The sequence below is a fragment of the Trichococcus pasteurii genome (genome assembly GCF_900112935.1).
In the GTDB taxonomy this organism is placed as follows: Bacteria; Bacillota; Bacilli; order Lactobacillales; family Aerococcaceae; genus Trichococcus; species Trichococcus pasteurii.
Map to the genome: position 1 here is coordinate 22,868 of NZ_FONM01000019.1, position 19,011 is coordinate 41,878.

At 46.9% G+C, this 19,011-nt stretch carries 13 protein-coding genes and 1 riboswitch; of the genes, 2 read left to right on the plus strand and 11 right to left on the minus strand.

Translation table 11 applies throughout. The features are described 5' to 3' along the window. Positions 1 to 36 precede the first annotated feature (36 nt). The 8 genes from BM184_RS12835 to BM184_RS12875 all read right to left on the minus strand — a co-directional run bounded on the left by BM184_RS12835 (position 37) and on the right by BM184_RS12875 (position 12,473). Positions 37 to 2,232, minus strand: a complete 2,196-nt coding sequence (locus BM184_RS12835) for a DNA topoisomerase III (protein ID WP_086943837.1) — start codon at positions 2,230 to 2,232, stop codon at positions 37 to 39. Between the two features lie 203 nt (positions 2,233 to 2,435). Beyond that, positions 2,436 to 3,533: an ABC transporter permease gene (locus tag BM184_RS12840; protein WP_086943836.1), complete on the minus strand. Its 1,098-nt coding sequence runs from the start codon at positions 3,531 to 3,533 to the stop codon at positions 2,436 to 2,438. Beyond that, entirely contained in the window at positions 3,530 to 4,249 is a 720-nt protein-coding gene (locus tag BM184_RS12845) for an ABC transporter ATP-binding protein (protein WP_086943835.1), read from the minus strand. Before BM184_RS12845 ends, BM184_RS12840 begins: the two co-directional genes overlap by 4 nt. 153 nt (positions 4,250 to 4,402) lie before the next feature. Next, entirely contained in the window at positions 4,403 to 5,284 is an 882-nt protein-coding gene (locus BM184_RS12850; protein ID WP_086943834.1) for a hypothetical protein, read from the minus strand. 663 nt (positions 5,285 to 5,947) lie between these two features. Then, positions 5,948 to 9,040 (minus strand): dynamin family protein, encoded by a 3,093-nt coding sequence (locus BM184_RS12855; protein WP_086943833.1) that lies wholly within the window; start codon positions 9,038 to 9,040, stop codon positions 5,948 to 5,950. 702 nt (positions 9,041 to 9,742) lie between these two features. Further along, positions 9,743 to 10,294 (minus strand): ECF transporter S component, encoded by a 552-nt coding sequence (locus BM184_RS12865; RefSeq protein WP_086943831.1) that lies wholly within the window; start codon positions 10,292 to 10,294, stop codon positions 9,743 to 9,745. Then, the gene (locus BM184_RS12870; RefSeq protein WP_177208665.1) at positions 10,273 to 10,695 is read right to left on the minus strand and encodes a DUF4430 domain-containing protein; all 423 of its coding nucleotides are present in this window, start codon (positions 10,693 to 10,695) and stop codon (positions 10,273 to 10,275) included. The genes BM184_RS12865 and BM184_RS12870 overlap by 22 nt, the downstream gene beginning before the upstream one ends. Positions 10,696 to 10,782: 87 nt before the next feature. Further along, positions 10,783 to 10,939, minus strand: a riboswitch (adenosylcobalamin (AdoCbl) riboswitch). Between the two features lie 115 nt (positions 10,940 to 11,054). Beyond that, positions 11,055 to 12,473 carry a glycoside hydrolase family 1 protein gene (locus BM184_RS12875; protein WP_086943829.1) on the minus strand — a complete coding sequence of 473 codons (1,419 nt, stop codon included), beginning with the start codon at positions 12,471 to 12,473 and terminating at the stop codon, positions 11,055 to 11,057. Between the two features lie 174 nt (positions 12,474 to 12,647). Between BM184_RS12875 and BM184_RS12880 the strand changes: the two genes are divergently transcribed. Together BM184_RS12880 and BM184_RS12885 are read left to right on the plus strand one after the other, a co-directional pair. Continuing rightward, a complete protein-coding gene (locus BM184_RS12880) occupies positions 12,648 to 14,864 on the plus strand; it encodes a copper-translocating P-type ATPase (RefSeq protein WP_086943828.1) in 2,217 nt (738 codons plus the stop codon). Positions 14,865 to 15,005: 141 nt separating this feature from the next. Next, the gene (locus BM184_RS12885) at positions 15,006 to 15,200 is read left to right on the plus strand and encodes an SHOCT domain-containing protein (RefSeq protein WP_232309347.1); all 195 of its coding nucleotides are present in this window, start codon (positions 15,006 to 15,008) and stop codon (positions 15,198 to 15,200) included. 97 nt (positions 15,201 to 15,297) lie between these two features. Here the strand turns inward: BM184_RS12885 and BM184_RS12890 are convergent, their stop codons facing one another. The 3 genes from BM184_RS12890 to BM184_RS12900 are packed head-to-tail and all read right to left on the minus strand — an operon-like array spanning position 15,298 to position 18,961. Beyond that, positions 15,298 to 16,698: a sensor histidine kinase gene (locus BM184_RS12890; RefSeq protein WP_086943827.1), complete on the minus strand. Its 1,401-nt coding sequence runs from the start codon at positions 16,696 to 16,698 to the stop codon at positions 15,298 to 15,300. Continuing rightward, a complete protein-coding gene (locus BM184_RS12895; protein ID WP_086943826.1) occupies positions 16,695 to 17,378 on the minus strand; it encodes a response regulator transcription factor in 684 nt (227 codons plus the stop codon). Before BM184_RS12895 ends, BM184_RS12890 begins: the two co-directional genes overlap by 4 nt. Positions 17,379 to 17,410: 32 nt before the next feature. Further along, positions 17,411 to 18,961 (minus strand): multicopper oxidase family protein, encoded by a 1,551-nt coding sequence (locus tag BM184_RS12900; protein ID WP_086943825.1) that lies wholly within the window; start codon positions 18,959 to 18,961, stop codon positions 17,411 to 17,413. Positions 18,962 to 19,011: the final 50 nt, after the last annotated feature.

Genomic DNA, 19,011 nt, shown 5'->3' on the forward strand with positions numbered 1-19,011 from the left:
AAAAGCGCCGTTGCAGTCCTTTTAGGTGAATCGTGCTTAATCGTCCAGCTTGAGTTTCTTCAGCGCCTCGAACAAAGCATTGTTTACCGGCTCTTCATCTTTATTTTGTTTCTTCAGATACTTTTGGACGTCTTGCTTAGCGGCTTTTCCGCCGGAGCCTTTTTTGCGTCGTTCGTTGAAGGCCGAAAGTTTTTCGCGATAGCCGCATTTGCAGGTGAAAATTTGGCCGTCGCCTTCGCCGTGCAGCTCCATTTTCTTCATGCACTGCGGACAGCGGGCATTCGTGACCCGCGCCACATTCTTGCGGTACCCGCAATCGCGGTCCTGGCACACAAGCATTTTGCCTTTTTTGCCGTTCACTTCCAGCATCGGTTTGCCGCATTCCGGGCAGGTCTTGGTTGAGATGTTTTCGTGCTTGAACTTGCCTTCGCTCGTCTTGATTTCCGAAACGATTTCTTTCGTGTAGGCCTTCATTTCGTTGATGAATACATCCTTCTTCAGCTTGCCGGCAGCGATCTGCTCGAGCTTTCGCTCCCAATCGCCAGTCAGGGCCGGGGATTTCAGTTCTTCCGGAACCAGCTCCAGCAATTGCTTTCCTTTTGAAGTGATATGGATTTCCTGTCCGCGTCTTTCGATCAGGAAGGAATTGAACAGCTTCTCGATGATGTCCGCACGCGTAGCGACGGTTCCCAATCCGCCTGTTTCCTTCAGCGTCTGCGCCAAATTTTTGTCAGTCGTTTCCATATATTTTGCCGGATTTTCCATCGCCGTCAACAGCGTCGCTTCATTGAAGTAGGCAGGCGGTTTCGTCTGTCCGGATGTCTCGCTTACGTAACGGACAGCCAACACATCACCTGCCTCGATTTTCGGCAACAGTTGCTCCTGAAGACCATCTTCCGACTCCTCATCCTCCGTGCGATTGCTGTAGACTTCTTTCCAGCCGGCAGCGATGACCGTCTTGCCGCGGGCCACGAAGCGCTCGCCGCCGATATCCGCGCGCAGAGTCAGCTGCTCATATTCGTAAGCCGGGAAAAGCACAGCCAAGAAGCGTTTCACAACCAGGTCATAGATTTTGAGTTCCTGAGCCGAGAGCTTCCCGATTTGCACGACTTGTTCCGTCGGGATGATGGCATGGTGATCGGAAACTTTGCTGTCATCGACGAACGATTTGTTTGCCTTGATCGGTTTCGCCAATACCTTGTTCACGAGCAGACGGTATTCCTTGATGGCGCATGCCTTTAGTCGGTCCGGCAGCGTGGCGACGATGTCGTTCGACAGGTAGCGGGAATCCGTACGCGGATAAGTCAACAATTTATGCTGCTCATAGAGTTTCTGCATGATATTCAGCGTCTCTTTGGCGGAATAACCGAAAAGCTTGTTGGCGTCGCGTTGCAGTTCAGTCAGGTCGTACAAGCCTGGTGCATAGGCTTTTTTCGGTTTGCGGTCGACCGCCACAACCGTAGCCTGTTGCTTATCCAACTTTTTGACGATGGCTGTAACTTTATCGCGATCGAAACTCTTCGTGTCGTTCGTTTTTTCGTCCTGCCAGATCAGCTTCAGCTTCGTATCGGTCTGAGCCTCGATGCCGTAGTATGTCTTTGGCTGGAATTTTTTGATTTCCTCTTCGCGTCTGGCGATGATGGCAACGACCGGCGTCTGGACGCGGCCACAGTTCAACTGGGCGTTGAATTTCGTCGTCAACGCGCGGGTCGCATTCAGGCCGATGTACCAATCCGCTTCCGAACGGGCCACCGCTGACTGATACAAGTTTTCATAGTCCTTGCCCGGCTTCAGGTTCTTGAAGCCGTCTTTGATAGCCTTGTCCGTCACGGATGAAATCCACAGGCGTTTGACCGGATTGTGGACTTTCGCTTTTTCGATGATCCAGCGGGCGACCAGTTCCCCCTCCCGGCCGGCATCCGTCGCGATGATGATGTCGGAAACGTCATTCCGCACCAGTTGGGACTTGACGGCATTGAACTGCTTGCCGGACTGCTTGATGACCGTCAGCTTCAGGTCTTGCGGAAGCATCGGCAGATCCGCCAAGTTCCAATTTTTGTATTTCACATCGTAGGCTTCCGGATCGGCAAGCGTCACAAGATGACCCAAGGCCCAAGTGACGATGTAGTCTTTCCCTTCAAGATATCCTTGACCCTGTTTCTCGCACTGCAGCACGCGGGCGATATCGCGCGCCACTGATGGTTTTTCAGCTAATACTAGACTCTTTCCCATTCTCTATTTCCTACTTCCTAATTTCTTGATTCGTCAGTCTTACTATATCACAGAAGTTTTATGCGAACGCCATCTTTTTGTTTTCCGCTTGTACATCTATCCAAAAAACCACAGAGCATCCGGACGTTTCCGTTGGATGTTCTGTGGTTTGTTCTTAAAAATTCCAGACTAGATCGGTGACTTCGGAAACTCAACAAGCCAGCCTATATTTTTCGGTAGCGTTTCAAGCCCAAAACGTTCAAAACGGTAAAAAAACTGATAAACAGCAAAATGGCTACTACATCATTCCCGATATCCACCAGCGTGGCCCCTTTGATCATGACGCCCTGCAATGCATTCCCGATGTAATACAGCGGCATAAATTTAGCCAATGCCTGTAGCCATTCCGCCAAGGTACCGATTTCGATGAGTCCTGAAAAGAAAATCTGCGGGATGATCACAACCGGAATGAATTGCACCATCTGGAATTCCGAGGCAGCGAACGTCGACAGCAAAACCCCGAACGATAAGGCCAACAATGCTGCCAGGAAGGTGATCAACATCACCAATGCGAGGCTTCCAGCCACCGTAACCTGCAGAATGCGGACAACAAATTCCACCAGCAACATGGTTTGGATAAAGGCAAAAAAACCATACCCCAAAAGGTAGCCTGCAATGATTTCAAACCGCCGGACGGGCGCCGCCAATATCTTGTCCAGCGTCCCGCTTGTCCGTTCCCGCAGAAGTGCCATTCCCGAAATCAGGAAGACCAGGAAAAAGACAAAAAAACCGAGTAATATGGGACTGATGGTCGTGAAGTAATCCGAATCCGCCTCGCCATACAGATACTGTTCATCGATGGCCGGCTGTTGTGGAACAGCTTGAACAAGACTCGGGTTAGCCGCTATCGCCTGCTGGGCAAGCGACGCAAAGGCTCCCAATTGTAGTTTGACCAGGGCGCTTTGCAGCTTTGCCCTGACGACCGCACTCTTGGCAGGCGCGCTGTTCTCATAAGTGATTTCGATTGGGCCGGCATCTGTTTGTGCGATAAAAGCCACCAATTGATTATTTTTGATGTTTTCCTCGACTTGTTCTCCGTCCGAAAACAGGGTGACTTCCACATGGCTCTCTTCCAGATTCTCGACTATTTCCGGATTCAGGTTGTATACCCCCACTTTGTAGGTTGTGTCTGTTCCCGAGGAAGTGAACAAAAAGTACATCAACGTGAATATCATCAAAGGCGCGAACCACATCAAGGCTAATGTCCGCTTATCCCGGAACATTTGGATAAAAATTCGCTTAGCGATGGCAAATGCAATCATTCTTCCGCACCTCCCGCAGCCAAAAAGACTTCCTCAATGGTATCCACGTTAAATTGCCCCATCATTTCTGCAGCGGTCCCCAAAGCGATCAATCGCCCATGGTTCAGCAGAATCAGCTTGTCGCAACGTCCGGCTTCATCCATGGCATGGGTTGTGACCACAATCGTTTTTCCCTGGTCCCGGATTCCGTTCAGCTCTTGCCAGATGCTTTGCCGCAAAATCGGATCGACTCCGACAGTCGGTTCATCCAAAATGAGTATATCCGGATTATGCAGCAACGCTATCGCCAAAGACAATCGTCGCTTCATACCCCCTGAATAATTCGATACGCGCTTGGATAAATCTTTCGTCAAATTCGTCACTTGAGCGACATACGCCTGCCTTTGCTGGAGCACATCTTTTTTCAACCCGTACAATTTCCCGAAAAAAGCCAGGTTCTCTTTTCCCGTCAGTTCCTCGTATAAGGCATCCGCTTGGGCCATATACCCTACTTTTCCCAATACAGAAAAATTGGGCATCAGCTGGTCATAAATTTTGGTCTGCCCCGTATCTAGGCTCTCCATCCCCAGCATGAGCTTAATCAAGGTTGTCTTCCCCGTTCCGGAGGGGCCGATGATGCCGACAATTTCGCCCTCCTCAATCGTGAAATGAATATCTTCCAAAACTCGTTGCTGCTTGAACTTTTTTGAAACGTGTTGAACCTCGATTGCATGCATAAGCCTATCCCCCGTTGTCCTTATAGATCGAAAAGGATCCTGTATTTTTCCATTATAGTCCTCGGCAGTTCTGAAAACTAGTAGCGAGGCCCGACCGAATGCAAGAAACCCCTTCAGATTCGCGAGTTGAATCTGAAGAGGTTTCTTGCGAAATTAAGCCAAATAGCGCAAACATTTTGTTAAATCCTCTCTGCTTTGAGATATTTCTTTGGCTAATTTTTTCTCTACTTCATCTTTATCGATTATCAACCTGTAACGTTTGACGAATGCATATAGCTCTTTCCTAAATGCCGCATCCAAGCTTTCGAAGTCCAGCGGTAATTGGGGTCTGTCCCCTGTCGTCACATAATTTTGATACTGTTCTTTCGCCCAACTTTCGGCACATGCGTCAAGGCCAATAGCTATTTCTCGATTTTCTTTGGATACTGTTTTCCAAGCAAGCATATTCGGTTGCAAATATCTTGACCTCAGAGCATTCTTTTGCAAAAGAAAGAATGCATTCCGATATTTTTCCAAGTAATACCGCAAGAGTGTTTCTTGGATATAATCTTTATGCACTGCATAGCAACGCTCTATTTCGCTTTTTTCGCCTTCAATTGGTTCACGTTCAAACTTATAGCTGAATCCTCGTATGGCGCCGTCGACATGAACTTCAGAAGTACTATAGTTGGTGAGCAACCTATCCTCTTTTTGAACAGCATTCGATCCAGGATCGAAGTATTTACGGAAAGCTGCAAATAAACTGTAGTCTACCCGGATAAAGTCATTTATCAAAACAGCAGGCATCGCTTCGCTGAGCTCTGCGCGCTGAGGATCTTTCCACGAAGATTCCAAAAACGAGCGCACCTTATCAAAGCTGAAATAATTTTCGTCAAATCCCGACACTTTCGAAGACATCAAAAAAGCCAAATAGGAACCTGCTGCAAACAGCAACACCAGTACCGTTACAATAAGCCCTTGGAAACCGCCTACAAAAAAACCACACACAGGAAGTACCAGAAAAAGAATGAGGAATATATTTTTTATGTTTTTCATAGCCATCGCCTCACACAAATTTTACATAAATCCATCAATACTGCCCGCTTTCTCGGGGAATACAACGATCAGCACATACCACGGAGCGTGCCTATGCAACACCATTATACTGGAGCACATTTACTGTTTTGATGGGATTACTTTTCGTGCTCCTTTTGATTCAGGAATTCGCGCATCACCTTTAACTGCATTTTTTTCCGCATTATTTGTGTTACAAAACACATAATTACTTCCGCCGTACGGGTGAAGTTTACTAGGCAAGCATGCTTCAGCCCCTTCCTGACAATTTGAACGATGTACTCATCCACACCTTTACAGGGCGTTCCCCCATTTTAAAAGAATAAAGCTAAACATTACTAACTCAAATTTCACACCCTAAAAAGTACTACTATCGATTTATAAAACAATGGTTTTATAAATGTCATTATGCCTCCAAAGCCCCTGTGCGATATTTATCTACCTATTGAACCGCACATTTCAAAAAGCAGGTACGTCGTGGAAAAGAACATCCAGAAGCGACTAAACTATTTCTTCGGACAAATAAAGTTGAGTTACTAAAGATAATATCTGTGAACTTAATATAGGGTTAGATTTCATCAGAAGAAATGTGCACATAATGAGATCTAACTAACCTTTGTGTTAGCTGTTCCTATTCCAATAAAATCACTGTAAAAATTTTTCATTATGCTTGTAGATTCGGATGATTCGAATTTGAGAATGTCTACAAACTTGATATAAAATCCTTACCGGATCGCCATTAGGGAAATTAAAGCCTAAATGGTCAAAACTTTCACCTTCATGTTCCACCTTACCTCTGCTCAAACACCGAGGATCTGAAGCACTTTTCAACTCTATCAGCTTCTGTTCAATACTAATGCGTTCTTTATCATTAAACTTCACAAATTCTCGCACAGTTCTTGAGCTAAACTCGAAATTAGGGAAATACTGCTTCCATTTATATTTCATATTTTCTCTTTTCTCTTTTTCATGTTTCTCAATCTTCTTTCTTTCAATTTCCATTTGAGCAGTCAGTTCAGCAACTTCTCTCCTGAGACTATCATTTGTCACCTGTAAATCTTCCACATTCTCATTCAGCTTATCGATTTCTTCTGATGATATTTCAACTAAGTCTTTTTCATACTTTAGCTGATCTGTTACTTCCTTAAGTAAATCAGCATTTTTTTCCTTTTCTGCAAACGCCGATGCCAACTCTGACTCTATGTTTTCAAAATGTTCATCTTTCTTTGATTGATTTTCAAGTTCAGTCTTAAGACGGGATACTTTTAATTCTGTGTTCTTCTGCTTATCCAACAATCTTTTTTTTGCCTCTGTTAGGATTGAAATATTTGTCTCAGCTAGACTGGATTTCCTTATTTCCTCATCTAATAATTCTTTATAACGATTCATCTTCGACTGAGCAGCCTCTAATTTTGTATCACGATCTTCAACTTCCAATAACAGTTTATTTTTTTCTTGAACCACTTGTAGATATTCTGATTCTTTATCAGAAATCTCCATTGCGGATGAATCTAATCCATAATGGGGCAACGGGATATTGTCGAAAAAAGACTGTACATCTTTTGCTAATTTTATTTTGTGTTGTATTTCTTCAATGTCGTTGTTGTTAACAATGTCGGAGAGATCTTTAAGATATTTTTTCCAATCTGATTCAAGCTTGTCAGCAGAAGCATTAAATGCCATCTCGGTGTCTTTCCAATAGTCGTCGATGATGTCTTCGAATTTTAATAGGCAATTATTTTTGTCATATTCGGCGACAATTTTCTTTGCAATAGATTGTTCCCATCCTCCTGAAAAGATTGCAAAGACAGAAAGGGCTGTAATAATTGCTAGCGCAACACCGAGTACGATTGGGCCTCCAATCGCTGCTACAGTAGATACCGCAGCAGCTGTTCCTCCAACAGATATTCCAAGAGCAGACAATAGACTGACGCCTTTAGCAACTAAAATATATGCACCTAGATTACCAAACGTTGATGCCCAGAAAGCTAAAGCTCCGAAAGTAGTTAATCCTGCTAGCCCAGAAGCAAATGCTCTGGCAACATTAAATGGTGGCATTGATATTGAAATTCCCGGAATGCTAGATTCATTAATACTTTTCTGATATACGCCAATGTATGTATCGATTTCTTTATTAAGTAATTCTGTTTTTTTCTGCAATGTGTCCTGTAAAGCGGTTTGAAGTTGTGAATTCAGATAACTTGCAAGAGCTTGCATATCTTCTTTTTTCTTCTTAAAGCCTTGCTGCTTTATAACCGATGCAATGTTGTCATTTGCTATGATTTTATTATAAGATGAAACAAACTCTTGGGCAGAATCTTGCTTTATCGAATGTAAATAATCAATCAAGTACTTTCGTTTTTTTTTATTATCTTTAGCGCGTTTTGGCTCATTTTTATTGAACTTAGCCAGGTGCATGACATATTTTTCTCGCTCTTCAGCCAACTGAGTATAATATTCAATTTCTTTACTCAAATCGATTCCAACTGATTCTGCAAATGAACGAACCTGAGCTATTGCCTTCTCATTGATTATTAGTGGTAAACGTTCTATCATCTGCGTGAAGTCTTTGTTAAAATCCTCTCGTAGACTTTCAATGTCTGTTGTGTAGGTGAAAAATCTGTTTCGTAAATTCTCATACGTATAATTATGTTTCGAAATAGATTTTCTGCTATTCCAAAAATTGCTTGGAATTGTTTTATTAAGGCGTTCACAACCTGAATTTAAAATATCGTGCAAAGATGTCTTATTTCCAGCATTAACGGTTTGTGCTTGGGAAGCAAGTATATACAAATTAGAAAAAGGCTCTATGTCGTTGTTTTCTTTATCTTCAAGGATAACTAAGTTCTGAACGCTTTCTTTAATATACTCAATGTCTTCGCTACGCATGAATCCATTTGCAATAGACATGTAAATTAATATATCAGCAGCTTGCTTTGCTCTCAATGTCATTAAATCATCTTCAACTCGATCCCCTGTACCGAATCCAGGCAAGTCAATTATGTCACACACATTGAGAAGAGAAGAGTCTACAAAAACAACCGCGGCTCCTGCCTCGTTTTTATCAAAGTCTTCACCTTGACGAGTACCGTAGTTTTTTAAAATGTCAGCGCTCCCGCCTGCGATTTTCCATGCGCGGCAATATTCTTCGTCATATAGTTTGTGGTCGTCCCAATTTTTTTCTTCTCCTAAAGAAGCTTTAAATATCCAAACATCTTCCTCGATATACTTTGGACGGTCGTCAACATGTTTTATATATACGACGATAGATGTAGTAGGTGTCCAGGATGTTGGCATCTTTTCAGCTCCAAGTATGGAATTGATTAAAGCGCTTTTACCAACGTCTGATCTTCCTACAATAGCCACTTTAGGTTTCGATATAATGCTGTTAACAGTAGTTTTTAAATCAGCAATGAATGAATAATACTTGTCATCGAGAGTATCTTTTTTCTCAGAAAGGTAAGGTTCAATATAATCAACAATTGTTTTCTTTGTAAACTCAGTTACTCTCCAAGAATTTTCCACATCTAAAGGTTTTGGTCTGGATTTGTTAAACATTACTAGCTGATCGATTGTGACACCACACTTTTCTGCGATTGTCTTGAGATCATCAATAGTTACTAGGCCTGAATTCTCTTCCCATCGGGATACAGTATCTTGTTTTGTGCCAATCATTTCTGCAAATTCAACTTGAGTAATTTTTAGATTATCTTCGCGAAAGCCTTTTAAGTCAAACATAATAACTACCTCTCCTTTGAATGTTATAAATAAGTTGAATCAGATTTTTTTCATTCATAGTCGTTCTCTAAATAAAATAGCTGTAAAAACATTTATACAATCACAGCAAATTCAACTTATATAGCAGGCATAATCCAACTTATTTTTCATTATCTTTCCAATGTATATTATCTTTGAATATGCTACTTTTAAATCAACATTCGGTACAATTCCAAAGGTATTTGTGATCATCAAAACTATCTTGATTGTTTTGATATACTCCACAATTATCGCACCACCAGTCGACATCTGGAAATCTCTCAGCCACTCTCCACCATGCAAATTAATAGAAATATTTTGATTTCTACCTCTCAAGTATATCAACCGAACCGCAATTTATCTATCTTTATTTAATCATTTTTTAATCAAATAATTATATGATAGTTTTTAGTGTTTTGGATAAATCAAAATAACCCACAAAATTTGGATTTGCTGTTGGCTCGGATTTCATGGCTCTAGTAGGGCCATCCTTCTATATTTTGTAACCCTTCATCCCTAAAATACGATTCAATTCTTTGATGCAACAAGCTAAAACCGCATCTATTTGTGTTACGCACATCAATGTATGATCGGGAAGACGCGATAGACTATTTCAGGTAAAAATAAAAAATAAGCCATGTGGCATACGCTCTTCAACGAGTGCGTTCCATATGGCTTTTCTTATTATGTTTTTTTCTGTTGCGCCAGCAATAAGGGCACCAGAATCGGCTCCAGGATCAGATAGAACCCGGCATTCCCCAGGCCGTGCAGGAGATCGAAAGGAATCCCTGCGATGTAATAGGCCCAAAAACTGTTGATGCCCATCAATTTTACGGAAATGATGGAGATGACGAACCCGTAAAGCAGGCCGCCGAAAAAAGCGAACAGCGCGAAAAAGATTCTGCGGCCCTTCTTTTGGCTTGTGCTGTAGAACGGCTTCACGAACAGACCCGTGACCACGATCAGAACGCCGAAGCTGGCAATCTGGGCGATCGTCCATGGCCCCATTCCCAGCAGGAAGTTGGTCAAAATAATCGAGAGGATGGCCACAATGAAGCCGTCCGTCATACCCAACGTCAACGTCAGGATGATCAACACTGCCGTCACCGGCTGCACATTCGGGATGAACTGGAACGCCAACCTGCCGACATAGCAGAGGGCCGTCAGAATCGACAGCAACGCTAGGCGCCTCACCCCGAAGCCCGCATTCTTCCTTACATTTCTGTCAGGTTCCACACGATTACGTCTCCTTCTTGGAGCGCCACATCAGCAGCTCCAACCATCGAAGGCTCGCCGTTTACATCAAACAACCAATATTTGGCTTTTGTTTCGGCTGATGCTTCCACTTGTGCCAACCCGTCGATGGCTGTGATGAAGCCGTCCGCTTCTTCGATTTCATAGTTCTCTTTCATGACATCCAACAAGTTCGCACCCGCTTCGACCTCAAGCGTTTTTTCAGAGCCTGCGATGACTGTGCCGCCATCCGTCAAAGAGATTGTTACACTGACTGTCTCCGCTGCTTCTGAGCTGACTGCAGCAGTCGACTCTTGCAGGACAGAGCTTGTTTCCGCTTCTTCCGTCGGGGCGCACCCGAATAATACCAAACTCAACGATAAGGCCAACAATAATTTTTTCATTTTTCCACTCCTAATCTGTATTCGACAGGGGTTGCATCGCCAACGGCCGGGATAATGCAAAAAAAGTCCATGCGCCATCGCATAGACAAGTAACGGGACCGTTTTACCTCGAAACGGCACGCTTGCAAAAAATAGCAGCTTGGAATGAAGACCTGACTAAGACGTTCCGGGACGTCATCACAGTGGCGGGACCGCGTTGGATTTTCACCAAACTTCCAAATTCCAAGTGTCTTTGAATGGTTTTCCTATCCCTACCATTTTACCCAAAGGAGAAAAAAATACAAGACCAGTTGCGCTTTTCTGTGCATCCTGGTCTTGCAATTGATGATAAGTGTGTCAAGCCAATCTTTGGTTTTCTATCACGCCTTCAAGCTTTCGCCGTTGGTTGCGATGACGTCCTTATACCAGTAGAAAGATTTTTTCTTGTAACGGTTCAGTGTGCCGGATCCGTCGTCGTTGCGGTCGACATAGATGAAGCCGTAGCGTTTCTTCAACTCTGCAGTTGATGCGCTGACCAAGTCGATGCAGCCCCACGTCGTGTAGCCCATCAGATCGACACCGTCCGCGATTGCTTCCGCAACCTGCACCAGGTGGTCGTTCAGGTACTTGATGCGGTAATCATCATTTACCGTCCATTCGCCGTTTTCGCCCTTGACCAGTTCATCAACAGCACCCAAGCCGTTTTCAACGATGAACAATGGTTTTTGGTAGCGATCCCAGAAAGTGTTCAGGATGATGCGCAAGCCTTTCGGATCGATCTGCCATCCCCATTCAGATGCTTCCAGATAAGGATTCATCACTCCACCGAGGATATTGCCTGCCCCCTTCACCTTCTTGGACTCGTCAGCTGTTTCAGTAGAACTCATATAGTAGCTGAAGGAAACGAAATCGACCGTGTTTTTCAGGATTTCTTCATCTTCAGGTGTGATGTTCAGCTCGATACCGTGCTCACGGAAATAACGCTTCATGTAACCAGGGTACGTTCCGCGTACATGCACATCCGAGAAGAAGAAGTTTTGGCGATCCGCTTCCATCACGGCGATGACATCATCAGGATGGGAAGTCAATGGGTATGTCGGCATTGCAATGACCATGCAGCCGATTTTGAAATCCGGATTGATTTCGTGGCCGATTTTTGTCGCCAAAGCGCTGGCTACCAATTCGTGGTGACAAGCTTGGTACAGATCTGATTTAGACAATTGTTCCTTAGGTGTTGCGATCCCTCCGCTCATGAACGGTAAATGGATGATTGAGTTGATTTCATTGAAAGTCAACCAGTATTTGACTTTGTCTTTGTAGCGCGTGAAGACCGTACGCACGTAGTTTTCATAGAAGCCGATCATTTTGCGGTTAACCCAGCCGTCATAGGTGCGCGCCAAGTGCAGCGGCGTTTCGTAGTGGGAAAGCGTGATCAGCGGCTCGATGCCGTATTTTGCCAATTCATCGAACAAGTCATCATAGAACTGCAGGCCAGCTTCGTTCGGTTCGGTTTCGTCGCCATTCGGGAAGATGCGCGTCCACGCGATCGATGTACGGTATGTTTTGAAGCCCATTTCAGCGAACAAGGCGATATCTTCCTTATAGCGGTGGTAGAAGTCGATCCCTTCCAATTTCATGTTGTCAGGTGTCGGTCCGTCGGTGATCGGTCCGAATCCGCCTTTAGGTGTTACGTCCTGGACGGATAATCCCTTCCCGTCTACGTTATAGGCTCCTTCGTATTGGTTGGCCGCGGTTGCGCCACCCCACAGGAAGTTTTCTGGAAATTTCAATTCTGTCAAAGTCCTTCATCCCTTTCATGATAGCGGTTTACAACATCTATTTTACCCGAATGAGTGGAGAAATGAAACCGTTACCCTCTAAGCGCTGAAATCTGCTATGATAAGCATGAGAAGCTGCAGTCATTTTTATATACCTTTTGTTTGGACGTTTTGAAGCAAAGGAGGAATACCCAGATGGATGAACACAAACATACGGAGCACACGCACACAGCCCACACCCCGGAGGCCCCAAAGACACTTGACCCGCACGCCGGGCACGACCATTCCGGGCATCATATGCCCCCAACTCAGCCGGTTGCTGCCGGACCCAAACCAGAAAAGCACGCAGCACATGATCACGACGGTGCACAAGAACACGAACCGAAACCGGCCGCTTCCCATGGCCACGAACAAGATGAACAGCACGTGGCGCACGATATGTCCGGGCATAGCGCCGCTGGGCATGCCGGCCACCACGAGCAGATGGTGGCCGATTACAGGAAACGATTTTGGATCGTGTTGCTGCTGACGATTCCAGTAACCCTGCTATCCCCAATGATCATGATGCTCTTCGGTTACCATTTCGACTTTCCGGGAGCAAACTTCATCGTCTTTGGCTTGTCCAGCGTCATTTTCTTCTACGGCGGCAAACCGTTTCTGGAGGGCGCTTGGGAGGAATGGAAAAGTAAGTCGCTCGGCATGATGATGCTGATCTCCTTGGCGATCGTTTCCGCCTATATCTACAGCACCTTCACAGCCTTCTTCATAGAAGGATCGGACTTTTATTTCGAACTGGCAACCCTGATCCTGATCATGCTGCTCGGCCACTGGATCGAGATGAAATCCCAGATGGGGGCTTCCAAGGCTCTGGAGGAACTCATTAAACTGATGCCCAAGGAAGCACACCGGTTGGATGCGGTCGGCAATGTCGAAGAAGTGTCGATCGAAGCCCTCGTTCCGGGTGAACGCATCCTCGTCAAGCCCGGCGAAAAGATCCCTTTGGACGGAAAAATCTACGAAGGCCTCTCAACGGTTGACGAATCGATGCTGACGGGCGAATCTGTGCCCGTCGAAAAACAACCGGGCATGCAGGCCATCGGAGGCTCCATCAACGGGTCAGGCGTCCTGAAGCTGACCGTGGAAAAGGTCGGGAATGAAACCTACTTGGCTCAGGTCATCAACATGGTCCAGGATGCCCAGAAGCAAAAATCCAAGTCGCAGGGTTTGGCAGACAAAGCGGCCGGTTGGCTATTCTATATCGCTGTCATCGCCGGCGCCCTGACTTTCCTTTATTGGATTTTTGCAGCCGACCTGGCCTTTGCCTTGGAACGGATGGTGACGGTCCTCGTCATCGCTTGCCCCCACGCACTCGGGCTGGCTGTTCCTTTGGTGAATGCGGTGTCCACTTCAATCGCAGCCCGAAACGGCTTGCTGATCCGCAACCGAACGCAATTCGAGGAGGCACGTACCGTAGATCGGATCGTCTTCGACAAGACCGGGACCTTGACGGAAGGCAACTTCGGCGTAACCGACATCCTTCCCGCAGCTGGGGTCTCCGAGAAGGAATTACTGACGCTGGCCTATTCTGCCGAGAGTCAATCGGAACACCCAATCGCAAAAGGCATCGTCCGCAAAGGGGAAGCAGACGCTATCGCGCTTCTGCCGGTAACTGATTTTCAAAACCTTACCGGCCAAGGTCTGCAGGTAACTGTGGATGGCATGCAGATTGCTGTCGTCAGCCCCGGAACCATGGATGAGCGCGGTGTCGCATACGACAAGGAGACATTCGCCGGCTTGGCCCAGCAAGGCAAAACCGTTGTCTTCGTCCTCAAGGAAGGCCTCCTGCAGGGAATTATCGCCAGCGCTGATATCATCCGTTCGTCCTCGCACGAAGTCGTGGCTGCCCTGAAGGAGCAAGGCATCGAAGCCATCATGCTGACAGGCGACAACAGCCGCGCAGCGCATTACGTGGGCGATCAGTTGGAGCTAGCTCAGGTATTTTCGGAAGTTCTGCCTGCCGAGAAATCGAAGCACATCACCGCGCTGAAGGCCGGAAACAAGAAAGTAGCGATGGTCGGGGATGGAGTCAATGATGCGCCCGCTTTGGCGGAGGCTGACCTTGGCATTGCCATCGGCGCCGGCACGGATGTCGCGATCGAAACAGCCGACGTCATTCTGGTGGACAGCAATCCGAAAGACGTATTGACCATCATCACACTTTCGAAAGCCACTTACCGCAAGATGGTCGAAAATCTGATTTGGGCTGTCGGCTATAACGTGATTGCCATCCCGCTGGCTGCAGGCGTTTTGGCCAACCAAGGCCTCGTCATAACACCGGCCATTGGGGCAGCCGTCATGTCGATCAGTACCATCATCTGCGCGGTCAATGCCCGACTGCTGAAGATAGACTGAGCTTGCACTTCAAATAATCACCGCAACAGACTATAAAACTACATCCAATCTACACAATATGACTGTATACTGCATATATAGAGAAAAAAAGGGGGCCTTTGCATGTTTGGCAGATGCTTACAATATTTTGGAGGTTTTGGCATGGGCGGCATGATGTTTATGTGGATTTTCTGGATTGCTTTGATCATACTCGTCATTTACTTGGCAACCAGGCTTTTGAACGATAGATCAGGCAAAGTTTCAACAGACGAATCCGCTTTGGACATCCTGAAAAAAGAACTGGCTAAAGGGAACATTACCGAGGAAGAGTTCGATCGCAAGAAGAAACTTTTGTAATCCAGCATGAATACAAAACGAGGGACAGTCACATTTTGTGGCTGTCCCTCGTTTTGTTTGTCATTCATCGGATAGTTAAAATTCGAATCTCTTTCGTTCATGCCCGTTCCTGCTCCAACGGAATGGAGACCGTAAACGTGGCTCCCTTGCCGATATCGCTGACAACGCGCACAGTTCCGTTGTGCTTCCTGATGATGCTTTTGACGATGGCCAGGCCGAGACCTTGCCCACCGGATTTGCTGTTGCGCGACGGTTCCGTCATATAGAACCGCTCAAAAATTTTCTCCTGGTCTTCCGGATCGATGCCGATGCCGTCATCGGACACTTTCAGCACCGCTTGGTTACCTTCCTGATGGATTTCGATATGGATACTCCCTTGCTTCGGAGTGAATTTGATCGCATTCGCCAAAAGGTTCGTCAGCACTTGACTGATTTTGTCCTGATCCGCCGTTATCATCACCGGCTCCCCAGCAACCGCCAAAATGATATTCTTTTTGGCGGCTGCAGCCGTGAAATTCGTCGCGACTTTCTTGCTCAAAGCCTGCAAGTCAAAACGGCTGAATTCCAATTTCTCGTGATTGCTTTCCATTTCGTTGATTTTGTCGATATTCCCGATCAGGCGGGAAATCCGGTTCACTTCATCATAACAGATCTTCAAACGCTCGTTGCTCGGCTCCCAGATGCCGTCAAGCATCGCTTCCAGATTGCCCTTCAAAGTCGTAAGCGGGGTCCGAATTTCATGCGCAATATCGGAAGAAAGGCGGTTCCGGATTTCCTGTTGGCTGTCCAGTTGACGGGATAGGCTATCCACCGAACGGATCAACGCATCTATCTCGACGATGTTCGTTTCCTTCGGTGCTTGCTCCGTATAGTTCCCTTTAGCGATTTCTCCGGTGAAGCGGCTCACCGCAAAGACCGGCACGCTTAATTTTCTGGCGATCCAGACCGCGAAAAAAAGCGATAAGGCGAAAGCCAGCAGCGCCACGATCAGCAGATTGTTGCGGATATCGCTCATGAATGCGACATCATGTTCTGTATAGAAATACGTACCCATTGTTCCGAGTGTCAGGCTGCCGATTGTTTTGGAGCCATCATTAAGCTCCACAGTGGTCACCGTATATTCGCTCTCTGTCCCACCCATCATTTCGCTCATTTGCGACATATGGCTGGACATCATCTGGCGGTTTTCCTGTTCCTCCATCGCAGTGGGGGTCCAGATCAGCTCTCCTTGGCTGTCGTACACTTTCAGGATGATATCGGCCTGCAATGCCTGCCTGCCGATGACCGCTACGGCATCCTCATCCCAACTGCCTTCTTGAGCATAAACCGCTTCGATTTCATCCGTAAAACCGGTTATTTCTTCTGTGCGCCGTTCGCTGACATATTCCGAGAAGTGGCTGTCCAATAAACGCATGCTGAACCAGCCGAACAGCCCGATGATGACGCTCGAAAAGAGCAGGAAGGAAAAAATCAGCTGCCAACTGATCGTCCGCCTCATCGCTTCCCACCAAACCGGTAGCCGCTTCCCCGGACAGTCAATATATAAATGGGCTGCTTCGGTTCCGGCTCAATCTTTTGTCTGATGTTCTTGATGTGCGTATCGATGACCCTGTCCAACCCTTCGAAGTCCAGCCCTTTTACGCTCTCCAGCAATTCTTCCCTCGTGAAGAGCCGGCTCGGATTCTTGGCCAACAAAGTCAACAGTTCATATTCGGTAGCCGTCAACGCGACTTCCTGTTTCCGCGCAAAAACCTGCTTCGTTTTGGGATGAATGACCAATTGCCCACCATCGAAGCTCCATTTCTCTTCAGCATTGGCTGGGGCAGCGCGCCTCAAAACTGTCTCGACCCGCGCCACCAGTTCCTTTGGGCTGAATGGTTTGACCATGTAATCATCCGCACCGATCCGCAAGCCGCTCAAGATATCCTTTTCGGATGACCTTGCCGTCAGCATGATGATGGGCACGTTGGATTCTTCGCGGATTTTGGCGCAGATATCTCCGCCTGACATATCCGGCAGCATCAGATCCAACACGATCAGATCCGGATTGAAAGCATGAAATTTCTCCAATGCCTCCGCCCCGGACTCGGCACGGTATACCTGATATTTTTTGGCGGCCAGATAGGCCTCCACGATATCCAAAATATTTGGTTCATCATCGACGATCAAAATCTTCACGGGCATCCACCTCCATCTTATTCCCCTGATTTTTATTGTACACTGACCTGACCCATCATGCCATTGTCCTCATGCTCCAAAATGTGGCAATGGTACATGAAGACTCCCTTCTCAGGAAAAGTCACCGCCAGCCGGACCGTTTCGCCGGGGTAAACGGCGATGGTGTCCTTCCAGCCTTGCTCGTTCTGCGGCGGCTCCGCTCCATCACGCGACAGCACCTGGAATTGGACGCCATGGATATGGAAAGGATGAACCATGCTGCCCATCATATCCTGCGCATTGTGGACTTCCCAGATGACTGTTTCATTCAGGCTCTGCTCGGTATCGATCCGATCCATGTCGAACTGGTTGCCGTTGATGTTGACCATGAATGACATGCCGCTCAGCGTGAACTGTTGGACGGCCGCTCCTTGCGTCGTCATTTCAGGAATCGCGTTCAAGGTTTCCGGCAGTGCCATCTGTGCGTCCGTCTCCTCCGTGACGTTCAGGGCAAGGACTGTTGCATCCCCATCCATCAGTTTCACGGTATCTCCTTTGCCGTAGGAACTCAGGTCCACGATGATTTCCGCCCGTTCACCCGGCGTCAACGTCACAGATTTCAACGCAACCGGCTGCTCCAGGAAACCGCCGTCGCTGGCGATCTGATGGAACACCGCGCCATTTTCCAATCCGAACGTGTAATTGCGGGCATTCGAGCCATTCACCAGACGCAACCGGACCAGTTCATTTTTGACTTCCACATACGGATTGATGGTCCCGTTCACCAACAAAGTGTCGCCGTAGGTGCCGTCGGGATCGTAAGTGCCTGCGTAATCGAATTGGTTGTCCGCATCGAAGCTCCGATCCTGGACGATCAAAGGAAAGTCATTCACCCCATAGTCCTTCGGCAAGTTAAGCTGGTCGGAATTGTCGTCCTCGACAAAGATCAATCCGGCCAGACCGGCATAGACTTGTTCAGCTGTAGTCCTCAAGGCATGCGGGTGGAACCACAACGTCGCCGCCTCCTGATTGACCGTGAAATCCACTTGCATCGTTTCATTCGGTCCGACCGGATGATGCGGCCCGCCATCGATATCAGAAGGGACCTTTAGTCCGTGCCAATGGAAAGAGGTGGCTTCGGACAACTGGTTTTCGGTCTTGATATGCACCTCTTGACCTTCATTCACGACCAAAACCGGACCAAGATAGGAACCGTTGTAACCGAGCGTCTGCGTCGTTTTTCCTTCCAGGAAGGCAGTCTCCCCCGCTTGCGCTGTGACCGTGTAGGTGATTTCACTATCCGATTCGGAATCCGGCACCGCCAGTTCCGGAACCCGCAGTGCAGTCATTTCCTGCCCGCTTTCATCCAGGACTGTAGCCCGATCTGCGCCCATCATATGCCCCATCCCGATAAAATTCCCTGCGCTGCTCGAATCCGTACCAATAGTTGTCACCCGATTGTCACCGTTATTGAAAAACGTCGAGAAAAGATTGGCTGATACAAACAGCAACAACGCCAGCGAAGCAACCAAAGCGACAATCAACGAGGTTCTCCTGCTCATTTTAATCCGTCCTTCCCGTTCTGAATCTTTTGTTGCCTTCATTATACATCCTCCGTGTGTAGAACAGATGGATTTTGCAACCGGATAGCCTT